Below are 12,561 nucleotides of genomic sequence, written 5' to 3'. Positions count from 1 at the left end.
TAAATATTATGTGGCGGAGGCAAGCTGGGTTTGGCCGGCCCTGACGGGCGTCAGGGCGGCTCCGCCACATAATCTCGCCCGACGCATAAGAACGGATCGGCGCCCATCGTCTCGCGCACCAGCGCCGCCAGCCCCTCCGCACCCTTGCGGAAGTCGACTGGCTTTGTCGCCACCATTACCTTGACCGCACCCGTCGGCCCGATCACGTCGTTGCCTTAAGCGCGCGGATTACCGCAGCCACCGTCTTGGTATCGGCGCCACGGCCAACGCGCATGGCGACACCGTCGATCTCAAGCTCGATCACGCCGGCGTCGCGGACCGTCTTCTGCTTCCGTGGTCGTGCTGGGCGCTGCGCCACCGGTTCCGGCTAGGACGCTGCAACCACCGCAGGAACGAACAGAGATTCTGATGCCGTCGCCTCTGCCGAGGGCTGACGCGCAGCTCGGCGCCAGGCAAACAGTTGCTGCGGGGAAAGCGCATATCGGCGAGCTACAGCACAAACCGTCTCACCAGCCTCGTAGCTCTCCGCAACGATCCGCGCCTTCTCCTCTGGAGGCCACTCGCGGCGCCGGCCGGAGCCCGTGAACACCTCGAACCGGCGCACCGGCTCCAAATCGTTCGACTTAAGCGTAAACTCTGAAATCGTCATATGTCGAAGCCCTCAAAGGCTCCGAACATCGTCCTTCACGCCGATCCCCGAAAGGTGCCGTCGGAACATCGCTCACGCGCGATCCGCTGGATTGCGCGGGCGAAGATCGGCGAACTGGCGCCACGCCCGCAGGGCCGCCGCCGCGCCTCCAGCCTCGATGCGCATGAAGCCTGCCTTCATCGTCGGGCTGATCGAGGAGCGCAAGGACATCACGCTGAACGAGATGGTGGAGCGGCTCGTCGCCGAGCAGTCAGTGCGGATCAGCCGCAGCGCCTTGAGCGCCTGGCTTCGCGGTCACGGCTGGACATTCAAAAAAAGTCCGCGCACGCACTGGAGCAGGGTCGCCTCGACATCCTGAAGCGGCGCCGGGACTGGTTCGACGGCCAGCTCGATCTTGATCCGGCGAAGCTCGTGTTCATCGATGAGACTGGCCTCTCCACAAAGATGGCCCGCCTGCGTGGAAGAGCGCCGCGCGGCGAGCGCTGCCGGGCCGGCGTGCCGCATGGCCACTGGAAGACCACGACCTTCACCGGAGCGCTGCGGCTGACGGGCATGACTGCGCCCTTCGTCTACGACGGGGCCATGAACGGCAACGTGTTCCTGGCCTATGTCGAGCAGGTGCTGGTCCCTACATTGTCGGAGGGCGACGTAGTCGTTATGGACAACCTGCCCGCCCACAAGGCCGCCGGCGTGCGCGACGCGATTGAGGCCGCAGGCGCGAGCCTGCTCTACTTGCCGCCCTACAGTCCCGACTTCAATCCGATTGAGAACGCCTTCGCCAAACTCAAGGCGCTGCTGCGAGCAAAGGCCGAGAGAACCATCAAGGCTCTCTGGGACGCGGTCGGCGCGGTCGTCGACCTCTTCACCCCAGCCGAATGCGCCAACTACTTCAAAGCCGCAGGATATGAACCGGATTAAACAGGACGTGCTCTAGCTGACGTGCCTGTGGCTGGAACGCTGGAAAATCCCGGCCCGGATGTTCGACCGTGCCGTTTGCGCGGATCGAAGGTGGAAGGCTGGTACCGCTACTAGCGTAGCCCCTACAGCACCCCGCTGCCCCCTCGATCACCTCATGGACACGAACGACCCGCTCGAGCCACGGGCGCCCATACCAGCGCAACATTTCAGCCGACGCACACGGTTTTCGTAGGCCGTCCGGAAGGCTGTTTCGGTGCGGCCGTTCGACACACTACCTACATTAGAAGGTGTTAATAAGTTATCGCCTAGCCTCATTCTCGCCGCAAATGGCAGGTTGGGTTACGTACATCGTCCTCGAATGATCAATTCACACAGGTACAAAGCCGTGTGCGAATAGTCTAGGAAATGGCAATACCTGCGTTTTACTTATGGACGCGGGTCGAATTAAAACAAAGAAACGCAATGATCTAATGGTCTACGGTGCTTATACTATACGACAAGCTCGGCGGTACATCCGCCGGACGACTTGCGCTCACTTCGATCCGGCTGCGGCTGGGACCCTTGAACACCCTGCGGGCGTCGGCAGCGACACTGTATATGGTGTCGAGGAGGAGGGCCTGATGAGCATTCCCGTTGACAAAACTCACCTTCGATGGCGAGCTCAACGTTAAGCTCGCTCGACAATATGTCTGGGGCGTGGACTTCCAAATCTCCGCTACTTTGCAATCCGTTCGCGGTGCCTAGCTGCGAGCATGCTCATGTCGCGCGCCTCGGCGATGCGCGGCAGTAGAAATCCCTGTTTTCAACCTCGAAGAGGATCACCGAATGGCACTTTCCACACCTGCAGGCTTTGCCTCTAGCGACTTGGTCTACGAGGAGGACTTCTCCGGTACGGCGCTCGACAGCAACTGGCACACCTACATCACCAGCAATGCCGCCAATGGCTGGCCTTGGAACGACAATGGATCGGGCGGAAGTGGGATGGGCAGCCAGTTTAACGCCGAATACTTTATGCCGAGCCAAGATACGGTGAGCAACGGGCTGTTGAATCTCACGGCAATCAAACAGCCCGTCGACGGCGTGGATCAGGGGACGGCACAAACATTCCCGATCACGTCCGGCGCCGTCAGCAGCTATGGCAACTTCGAATTCAACGGCGGCTACCTTCAGATCAGCATGCAGGCGTCGAGCGGCGACGGCGCATGGCCAGGCCTCTGGATGATGCCCGGCCAAGGCGCGGGCAGCAGCGGCGACAATTTTGAGATCGATATACAGGAGGGTGGATTTACCGGTTCGGGACCGGCAGACCAGAATTTCGCCTGGCACCTCCACGGGCCGTCAGGGGTGACCGGTGGCGTCGTCGACAGCGGCGTCGACCTCACGGCCGGCTTCCACACGTACGGCATCAACTGGGTGCCCGGTGAATCGATTACCTGGTATCTAGACGGGAAGCAGATGGCGCAAGTGACCAGCGCACAGGCAGTGATCCCGGATGAACCGATGGAATTGATGATGAGCAATTCGGTTGCGAATTCGAACACGACCGGATGGCGTACGGCTCTCGACAGCTCGACCCCATCGTCAATGCAGATGCAGATCGACGAGGTGCAGCTCTATCAAAAACCAGGTAGCGGCGACACTGTCACGGGCGCGAACGTCACTCCCCAAACCACTGGCACGACCGGGACCGAGACTGGGTCTATCCCTGTTTCCGGCAGCACCAGCGATGGCACCTTGTACGGCACCAGCGGCGCCGATGTATTGCATGGAACCAGTGGCCACACGATGATCGGCTATGGCGGCAACGATACTTACTATGTCGATAATGCCAACGAGAAGGTGGTTGAGGCAGTGGGTGGCGGCAATGACAGTGTGATCGCTTCGGTGAGCTATGCGCTTTCGGCCGGCTCGGAGATCGAGCATCTCGCCACCAACAACCCGTCCGACACGAAGGCGATGACCCTCACCGGCAACGAGTTCGCCCAGACCATCCAGGGCAATGCCGGCAACAATGTCATCAACGGCGGGCTCGGCGCCGACGTCTTGACCGGTTACGGAGGCCACGATGCCTTCTCGTTCAATACTGCTCTTGGAGCCGGCAATGTCGATAAGATCACCGACTTCAAACGCTCCCAGGACACGTTCCATCTCAGCGATACCGTTTTTGCCGGGCTTCAGCCGGGAGGGCTTCCATCCAAAGCCTTCTTTGTTGGTACAGCCGCGCATGACAGTTCCGATCATATCATCTACAACAGTGAAACCGGGGCGCTCTCTTTCGACAGTGACGGGGCCGGCGGCGCATCTCAAATACAGTTCGCCACCCTTTCCCCACATCTCTCGCTTGGCGCAGCCTCATTTTATGTGACCTGAAGGAACGCGGGGCTGCCGTGGCCAAATAAGGACTGGATAAACAGCACCTCAAAGCCATGATCCCGAACCGAAGTCAGAGTAGCAAAAGGCGGGAGCCCGGTTTCGGAGAAAATCCACTCTGAAAGAGATAGGGTTCCATCCCGATGCCATCGGGATGGAACAACAGGCTCTGTTGCGAGCTTTCTGTAGGTTGTCCATTCGGACCGAACCGAGGAGACTGGTGCTACCAAGCTTCGGCTCCGAATGAACATCCCAGACTGGCACGCGCAGCAGCATCAGCTACTTTCGCCCGCCACTGATGCGATACAAGCAGGAAACACTGCGAGAGCGGTAAGAAGCCGGTTTGCAACCGACGAAAGTTTGCCCTCCGGTTCAACTCGAGAGCGCCGCAATCTTGTCGAGGCGCAGCCGAAGCATGCGATACGTCAAAGGCGGAAAGCCGTCGGCTCGAAGCTGGGTGACCAAAACCGGTTGTGGAAGGTCGAACTGCAACAACTCACTCGCGAGACAAACCTGGCGCTCCACATTGCATCACCATCCGACGGGCACATCGACGTGAAGCAACATCGAACGCCCCTGTTCTGCCGCATCACGCAAACCTGCGCGGACGGCGCCCTCCTCGATCGCGTGACCCCGGTCGAGCTGATCGCAGTCACGACAACCAACGGGCCCGAAGTTGGCGCACGGTCTATTCCGTGACCGACGAAAAAAGCGATCAGGTGAACGATGCCGAGATGGAGGCGCTCGCCATCCAAGGCGAAGCATTCATCCGTAATGGAACTACACCATCTGCTCGAGATCAGTGGCCAATCGGAGCAGTTGACGGGTGCTAGTCTAACCCGAGCTCCCTCCCCTGCGCAATAAAGACCAATGCTTGCAGGTGACGCCGATTTGGGAAACTATTGACCCCGCGAAGCCTCTCACGCGGTTGAGGGGGCTCAGGCTGCCGCAGCTGAATTCGTGGCGATCTCTAAGCCGACCTCGTTTTGCTGGGAAATACAAGTGCTGACGTCGCGGCGGTCCTTCCTGAAGCTCTTTGGCGCCGTGTCCCTCGCGGCTTTCGGTCTGGCAAGTTATGCCCTCGAGATTGAGCCTCGGTTTCGACTGCGTGTGACTCGCTACAAGCTCCTTCCGCCACGCTGGCCGACGACTGCCAAGCCGCTGCGCATCGTCGTGGTCGCTGACATCCACGCCTGCGAGCCTTGGATGCCGGTTTCCAGGATCGACGAGATCGTCGGTGTTTCGAATAGCCTGCAGCCCGACATCATCCTTCTCCTTGGCGACTATGTGATGGGCGTGTCGCCGCGCTATGCCACTGGGATCGTGCCCGACACCGTTTGGGGCAATTCACTTTCGAAACTTACCGCGCCACTCGGCTGCCACGCCATTCTCGGCAATCACGACTGGTGGCACGGTGTCGATAGCGTCCGCGCAGCCCTGGTCGACAATGGCATTCCGGTCCTCGAGAACACCGCCACGCTTATCCGTCAGCAGGATGGCCCAGCATTCTGGCTCGCGGGTCTTGGCGACCAGCGGGCCATGCAGTTTTCTCGCGGCGTGTACAAGGGCGTCGACGATTTGCCTGGAACGATGGCCGCAATACCCGACGACGGCAATCCGATATTGCTCCTTGCGCATGAACCGGACATCTTCATTACTGTCCCTGACCGTGTCAGCCTGACGTTATGCGGCCATACACATGGCGGACAGGTCCGCTTGCCATTCATCGGCCCCCCCATCAGCAATTCAGCCTACGGACAGCGCTTCGCCTATGGGCATGTCGTCGAGGGTGGGCGGCACATGATCGTATCCGGGGGTTTGGGCGTATCGTGGCTGCCGGTGCGCTTCGGCGTGTCGCCGGAGATCATTGTGATAGATATCGGCCCGAAAAACTCTCGTCCTGTCGACGAATGACACCTGCTGACCTGCCGTCCGCGGACCGTTCCGCGTGAGGGTATTGATGGTCGTGTACATGCGGTCGGGTTTTCGCCGTGTTCCTATCGCCCTTCAATACGAACGCGGCACAGTCCATCATCCTTTCTCCGGACGGGCGGAGTTCGGCGAATAGCTCTCCACCAGAAGGTCTTTAAAAAGCTGCGCCAGGCGTCCAAAGTCCAAACACCTTTCTTCGACATTGTCGGGAAGGGAAACCTGAATGCGGTCAGCGGCATCTTGCACCATCCTTGTTGTTGGCGCCCGAGCAGACGCATCTTGGCGAATGCAAATGGCATGCTTGCATGAGACCTTCTTTCGGCCATCGGCGGGCATACTCCTATTGGATTAGGCGGCGCCAACCAGCGTTTTAGGACTACTCCAATTCCTGAAGGGGCCTGCGCCCGGCAGCGTGCTAGAACTGTGCGCGCAATAGCGGATCGAAACCGTGCCTCTGGACATACTCGGCCAAGCTAGGCCGAACACATTCGTCTTTGAAAGCAGTGCTCTCATCAAAGCCACTGACTTTCGGGACTACAACGCGCGCAGGTGGTTCGGCCATCCAGACCGGGAGAAAAAGCCCGAACTCAACCTAGTGGGCGTGCAGGCAATGGGCATGGCGCTTCGCACATTGATCGGCCGAATAGGTGAAGTTTCCTACACCAGCACTGGTCACTACTTCCGTAGCCGCCATCAAGAGGCGCGCTGCCAAACTCGTCGATGCCATAGCTGGCTTCGACAAGTCGGGGCATTTCTCCCTCAAGCCGCCGATCGGGCGCGGCTAGGACGACGGCTGTCCACGGCGATGGCCGTTTGCGAGATGCCCGACCGCAGCTTGGGCAAGACACTCGCGGACCTTTACCGCGATCTGCCGCGGACCTTCAGCACCCGGACAATGTCGCCCCACTGCCCAGAGGAGGTAAAATACGGTGTGGTCGCGATAGTTGCCGAGGAATTCACGCAAGACGGGATCGAGTTCGCCGGCCAGGCGCCGGCCAATCTCGTCCCCGTGAATGGGGGCGTGTCGTTACCCAGACGGCACGTGGACTCTGGTCAGGGGCTTGTTGAACAAGCCGGAAATTGTTGTCGTCGTGGGAGGCCAGTTTCGCCGGAGCGACGTCGCGAGATGTTCGGGGCTCTCGATGCCGTGCGGCGCCGCAATCAGAGGTCGGAGCCTACAACCAGACATTTTGAGAGGACTGGACCATGCGGGGGCGGATCGTAAGTTTTGTCATGAGCGGGGGCATCGGGTCACGGCTGTGGCCGCTGTCGCGCGAAGACAATCCCAAGCAATTCCACGACCTTTCCGGCGACGGCTCCATGCTCGCGAAGACTGTCCGACGCCTCAAGGCGCGGTCGGACGGCGAGACGCCGATCTATCTGATAGCCTCCGAACGGCATGCCGACCGCGTCATCTCGGACATCGGTCCGCTCGGCCTGAACGGCGGCAGCCCGATTTTCGAACCCGTCGGCCGCAATACCGCCGCTGCGGTGGCCATAGCCACCTTGCACACGATCTCCGAATATGGCGGGGACGCGCTTGTGCTCGTGGTCCCCTCCGACCATCAGATATCGACCGAAACGCAATTCTGGGAAACCGTCGAGGCGGGCATGCCTGCCGCCGATTCAGGAAGCACTGTCGTATTCGGCATCAAGCCGACCCATCCCGAAACCGGGTACGGTTACATCGAGGTTGCGGCAACTGGTGACGGCGTGGCCGCCGTTTCACACTTTGTCGAAAAGCCCAATGCCGAGACGGCCCGCAAATATGTGGCTTCGGGAACATTCTACTGGAACGCCGGCATCTTCCTGTTTCGTGCCGACACGATGCGAAAGGCATTTCTCGACTTCCGGCCAGACATCTGGGACGCCGCGGAACGGGCCTATAAGGCCGCACGGACCGACGTCTCGGGCATCTACCTGCCCCAGGACTTCTATTCGGCTGTCCCATCGACGTCGATCGACTACGCAGTCATGGAGCATGCACGCGGTATTGCGATGGTTACGGCTTCCTTCCGCTGGAACGACCTTGGATCGTGGCAATCGCTGCTCGAAGCCAGCCCGACGGACCGCGACGGCAATGTCGTAATGGGCGACGTTGTCGCCATGGATTGCGGCAACTCCTATCTCCGGAGCCAGGGCAGACTGCTGACAGTCATCGGAATGAAAAATGTGGCGGTGGTGACGACACCGGACGCGGTATTCGTCGCGCCTGTCAGCCACAGCCAGAACGTGAAGAAGGTCGTCGAACAACTCGAGAAGAGCGGACGCCTTGAAACGAAGTTCACGGGGTCGGACGACCGGGTCATCATCAGCGGGTCATGGCGCAAGCGGGTCGAACATTGGCTCTTCAACGAAACCTTGCCGCTGTGGTCCACTGCGGGTGTCGACGATACGTATGGCGGCTTCCACGAGGCGCTCGGTTTCGATGCAAGGCCGCTGGGCAAACCCAAGCGCATGCGCACGATGGCTCGCCAGATTTACGCGTTCGCGGTGGCCAAAGAACGCGGCTGGGTTGGACCGGCCGACAAGCTCATCGACCATGGCATCCAGTTCATCGCAACACACGGCCGCACCAATCGCGGTGGCTGGGTGCGCACCCTTAATTCCGACGGCAGCGTGGCTGACCCGACGGAGGACGCCTACGACCATTCCTGCGTGCTCCTGGCGCTTGCCCATGCTCACCGATGCGGCCATCAGGATGCCCTGCAGCTGGCACAAGAGACGTTCCATTTCATCGACACCCATCTCGAGGACGTGAGCCTGAACGGCTTCCTCGAGACCCCCGGCTGGAAGGGGGTGCGGTTCTCGAACCCGCACATGCACATGCTGGAATCGTTCCTTGCCTGGCATGGCGTCACCGGCGAGCGTCCATATCTCCGTCGGGCGGCACGCGTCGTCGATCTCTTCCGGTGCCATTTCTTCGACCAGGAGAGCTGGACGCTTGGGGAACATTTCGACGTCGACTGGCTACCGTTGCCGGGAGACGAGGGGCAGTGGACCGAACCAGGGCACCATTTCGAATGGGCTTCGCTCCTCGTCGAGTTCGCGCGGGCAAGCGGGCAGAAAGACTTGGCAGCCTACGCCAGGAAGCTCTATTCGTCGGCGATCGCCAGCGGATTGAACCGGGCCACGGGCTTGGCTTATGCAGCCGTGTCGCGGCAGGGAATTCCCTTCGACCGGCTCTCCCGCAGCTGGCCGCAATGCGAAGCCGTCAAAGCGGCCGTCGCCCTGGACGGCATCGGCGGGCCTGATCTGAAACCCGAGATCGAAGCTCGTGTCGCCCGCCTCTTCAAATGGCATATCGATCCCGCACCGCTTGGCTTGTGGATCGACAGGATTGACGAGCGCGGAAGGTCACTGGCAACGGAGGTCCCCGCGAGCATTTTCTACCACCTCGTGACGGCCCTGATGCAGTATTTGGACAAGACCGCAGGGCACGTCGAACCTTTCCCGCTGCCAGCTTTGGATACGAGCAAGAGCGTTGCGATGCAGGGCTACGGCTGACCCAACTGTTGCCCGTGTTGGTCAAACGATCAATAACAAGATCGGGAGGAATACCCATGAAAGTGACAATCCTGGGAAACTATCCGCCCCATGCCTACAAGGGACTGATACAAGGCTCAGACCGAGAAGCTGCAATCAAGGCGGTTTTGGAAAGCGTTGGTGGCAAGGTGTCCCGTATGATGTTTACTCGCGGCGCCTATGATATTGTCATCAATGCTGAGGTTCCGGACCAGGCCGATGGGATGGACCTAGCACTGGCGGTGCGGTCAAACGGCTGGATAAAGGACCTCGTTGTCCTCGAAGAACTCGACATGAATGCGGTGCTCGCAGCTGCCAAAAAGGCTGCCGGCGTTTACAAGCTCACCGGATGATTGGACTGGCTGCACATTGAAGGCAGCACGGTTGCGATTGAACGCGCCGTGCTGCCAAGTCTCAAGGAAAGTCAAGCTGGGGTTTCGGAAAGCCGAAGCAGGCGCGGCATTGGTTCTGCTTCAATACCGCGCCGACAGCCAACGCGCCCGGCTCAGGGGTCAGAAACGGAGGTCATGCCGAGTTAATTTTGGAATGTACTCCCTAGAAGGTGCGCTTGACGGATCGGCGAGGTCCGGTTTTGGAGCGGTTTGTTGTCGGAGCGCTTCTTTATCTAATCGGAGCGCGACAAGGCAATCGAGATCACTTTGTCAGTATCTGTTTCAGGTAGCTCGAACAGCATTGGCAAAAATTGGCCGCTCGGGCGGCGTTCTCATGATCACCGTCCCTAAGCGAGCTCGGACTTTAAACGTTCCAGGATACCTATGGTCCTGACGCAGCGGGTGGAGCTAGCCGTCACTTGCCTACACACTGTGCGCCGCCACCAATCTCGCGTAGAAGGGCCTGGCCGAGCCCGGCCCTGCGACGCGAGAACTCCATGCGAATAGTGTTGCCTGTTCTGTTGCTCGGCGCCGCCCTCGCCAGCCTGTCGCCCGCCCGGGCAACGGCCGGCGATTGCGGCGATGCCGCCGCCCTGGTGCGGCAGGCCTATCCCAAGGCCCAAAAGAGCGCCGACGGCGCGTCGTTCACGCTTGTACCCCATACGAGCATCGCCTCAACGCTCCCGGAGAGCGATGCGCCATTCGGCCTCGCCTGCAAGATCTGGCCGGCTCATGACGACCTGCTTTTGGTCGCGGTACCCCTGATCGACAGTGCTAACGGCGACCACCTGCATGTCGGCGACATCGAGCTACTGGTGGTCGATAGAAAGAGCCTGCGGGTGCGCCAGCGCCTGCTCCAGCCTGGACTGATGACCGATGATGCCATCGCGATCCGTAAGGTGGAATTCGACACCGGCCGCTATGCACTGGCCCCTGAGGTCACCGCCTTCGGCCTGCGCATCGAAATGGCAAACCATTCGCAGGCTACTCCCTTCACTGAAACCGACCTGCGGCTCTATGCCGTCGCCAGCGATGCGCTGCGCTTGGTGCTCGACGGCCTCGTGGTGGCCGGCTCTGGCGGCGATAGCGATGCCAGTTGCGCCGGATCCTTTCATTCCAGCCAGGTCAGCCTGGCGATGAGCCCGGCGCGCCATCACGGCTATCGAGACATCATTGCGGTCGAGCGGTCGACTACCGACAATCCCTCCCCCGACCAGAATGGCGAATGCCGGTCCCATCCCGGCAAGCCTGTGAAGCGGACCTACCGGCTGCGCTATGACGGCAGCCGCTACGCGGTTCCCGCGGCACTCGAGGTGATGGGCTTGTGACGCCGCCGCACACGTCCCTGCCTTGGTTCGTCAATGGGATCAATTCCAGTTGAAAGGGTATCGACCGTTAATTCTCTCGTGGTAGGAGGCGCTCAAGGGGGCTCTTCCCAAAGGAGCTGATGATTTGTGGTGGTCAAGATTCAAAAGGGGTTTTGCAGGAACGTGGGACGACAGACTTGACGGGCTATTCTCCGCAAAGGTCGACTACACCGGAAAATCCATTCTCGATGTTGGCTGCAATATGGGCGTTGTCGCCTATGAGATATCCAAGCTGAAACCCAGCTCGATCCACGGGATCGACATTGCCAAGCCGCACATCGAGACTGCAAAAATGTTATTGAGCGGCTCCCCGGTTCATGCCCGGTTCGATCGCCTGAATCTTGGCAGCCGGCGCCTCGGCAATATCCTTCTACCGAAATACGATATCGTCCTGCTGCTGGCCGTCTATCAGCACATGCAGCGCAACATCGGCCCAGGCAAGGCGCGAAGGGTGCTTTCCAATATTGTGAGGCGCACCTCGAACGTTGTTGCCCGCGTTCCGCCGGGAACGGATGGCGAATTCATCGAAACGCTTTCTGACGAGGGGTTCCAGGTCAAGAGCACCCACACGTCGCCCCTTGGCAGTCATGTGCTGGTGCTCGAGAAACCCGCCTTAGGAACTCCGCAGCCATAAGACGACACATCGCCGGTGGTGTTACCCTCCCGAACGTCCATGGGCCAGCAGCAGGCGCCGACCCGCTGCCTGCTGGCGGGTCCGAACAGGACGGGCTCACGGGTCTTGCTGGAGGTCAAAGCTTTCCGGAGTTCGAGTTCATTGCCGTTCCCCAGGCAACGCCTTTCAACGCGAGTATCACGTGGTGCCGAGCCGCCAGTGCCCGCAACGCCGGGCCGTTGCCCGGGCAGCCGCCGGGCCTATTGTAACCAATCGGTGTAGGCTGCGGCAGACGCTGGTTTCGTGTGGTAGATTGCCTGCATGGAGATCGACACCGACAAGATCGACGATGCCGCTCTGGCCCTGCTTTGGCTAACCCTGCATGAACAGAGGCGCGCCTGGAAGGGATTGGATTGGGATACTCTGGATCGCCTGTACCAGAAGGGGCTGATCTCGAATCCAGCAAGCAAGGCTAAGTCGGTGGTTCTGACAGATGAAGGCCTGCGACGCGCGGAAGAACTGTTCCGCACCCTGTTCACGCGGCCGGGGCCATGAGCGTGGGGCGGGTGTTCCAGTTCCCCGGGGCGCGCAGCGCCCGTAGGCAAGAGGCATGGCTATGATTTCTGGCGACGGTTTTGTGGTAGGTTTCGGGCGTCGCTTAACTAATCGTGGGGAACGATTGAGCTACTTTGAAGGTTCGGCGTGCGCAGCAATCCCCTCATACCATTGCTGGCATAGTTTGCTCTCCAGCAAATGAAGGATCTGATCGTCTCTGCTTCGACAACTGCTACCAAC

The 12,561-nt window shown here is 60.2% G+C and carries 11 protein-coding genes and 1 pseudogene; 9 read left to right on the top strand and 3 right to left on the bottom strand.

Translation table 11 applies throughout. From position 1 onward, the window contains the following. Positions 1–89 precede the first annotated feature (89 nt). From tnpB to NKH98_RS27215, 3 genes and pseudogenes are all read right to left on the bottom strand, one after another. Positions 90–206 (bottom strand): annotated as a pseudogene (gene tnpB / locus NKH98_RS27225) (IS66 family insertion sequence element accessory protein TnpB); the annotation flags it as partial. Next, complete coding sequence (locus NKH98_RS27220) at positions 203–358, bottom strand: hypothetical protein (protein ID WP_352648751.1); 156 nt, start codon at positions 356–358, stop codon at positions 203–205. The pseudogene tnpB and the gene NKH98_RS27220, both read right to left, overlap by 4 nt. Positions 359–367: 9 nt before the next feature. After that, positions 368–649, bottom strand: a complete 282-nt coding sequence (locus NKH98_RS27215) for a transposase (protein WP_352903242.1) — start codon at positions 647–649, stop codon at positions 368–370. On the opposite strand from NKH98_RS27215, the gene NKH98_RS27210 reads away from it, so the two are divergent. The 9 genes from NKH98_RS27210 to NKH98_RS27170 all read left to right on the top strand — a co-directional run bounded on the left by NKH98_RS27210 (position 650) and on the right by NKH98_RS27170 (position 12,321). Next, complete coding sequence (locus tag NKH98_RS27210; protein ID WP_352903240.1) at positions 650–1,567, top strand: IS630 family transposase; 918 nt, start codon at positions 650–652, stop codon at positions 1,565–1,567. An 825-nt stretch (positions 1,568–2,392) separates the two neighbouring features. Further along, a complete protein-coding gene (locus NKH98_RS27205; protein WP_352903237.1) occupies positions 2,393–3,937 on the top strand; it encodes a family 16 glycosylhydrolase in 1,545 nt (514 codons plus the stop codon). Between the two features lie 243 nt (positions 3,938–4,180). Next, the gene (locus NKH98_RS27200) at positions 4,181–4,636 is read left to right on the top strand and encodes a hypothetical protein (RefSeq protein ID WP_352903235.1); all 456 of its coding nucleotides are present in this window, start codon (positions 4,181–4,183) and stop codon (positions 4,634–4,636) included. 411 nt (positions 4,637–5,047) lie between these two features. Beyond that, on the top strand, positions 5,048–5,851 hold the full coding sequence (locus tag NKH98_RS27195) for a metallophosphoesterase (RefSeq protein ID WP_352903233.1): 804 nt from the start codon (positions 5,048–5,050) through the stop codon (positions 5,849–5,851). A gap of 1,224 nt (positions 5,852–7,075) precedes the next feature. After that, positions 7,076–9,376, top strand: coding sequence for a mannose-1-phosphate guanylyltransferase/mannose-6-phosphate isomerase (locus tag NKH98_RS27190; protein ID WP_352903230.1), 2,301 nt, complete (start codon positions 7,076–7,078; stop codon positions 9,374–9,376). Positions 9,377–9,432: 56 nt separating this feature from the next. After that, entirely contained in the window at positions 9,433–9,747 is a 315-nt protein-coding gene (locus NKH98_RS27185) for a GYD domain-containing protein (RefSeq protein WP_352478525.1), read from the top strand. 536 nt (positions 9,748–10,283) lie between these two features. Further along, on the top strand, positions 10,284–11,114 hold the full coding sequence (locus NKH98_RS27180; RefSeq protein WP_352903227.1) for a PA3715 family protein: 831 nt from the start codon (positions 10,284–10,286) through the stop codon (positions 11,112–11,114). 124 nt (positions 11,115–11,238) lie between these two features. After that, complete coding sequence (locus NKH98_RS27175; RefSeq protein WP_352903224.1) at positions 11,239–11,787, top strand: class I SAM-dependent methyltransferase; 549 nt, start codon at positions 11,239–11,241, stop codon at positions 11,785–11,787. 300 nt (positions 11,788–12,087) lie between these two features. Further along, positions 12,088–12,321 (top strand): DUF6429 family protein, encoded by a 234-nt coding sequence (locus tag NKH98_RS27170; RefSeq protein ID WP_254819737.1) that lies wholly within the window; start codon positions 12,088–12,090, stop codon positions 12,319–12,321. The last annotated feature ends 240 nt before the right edge of the window (positions 12,322–12,561 follow it).

It is taken from the genome of Mesorhizobium sp. M0833, assembly GCF_040319905.1.
Taxonomy (GTDB): domain Bacteria; phylum Pseudomonadota; class Alphaproteobacteria; order Rhizobiales; family Rhizobiaceae; genus Mesorhizobium.
This window is presented reverse-complemented; position numbering and strand designations above follow the sequence as displayed.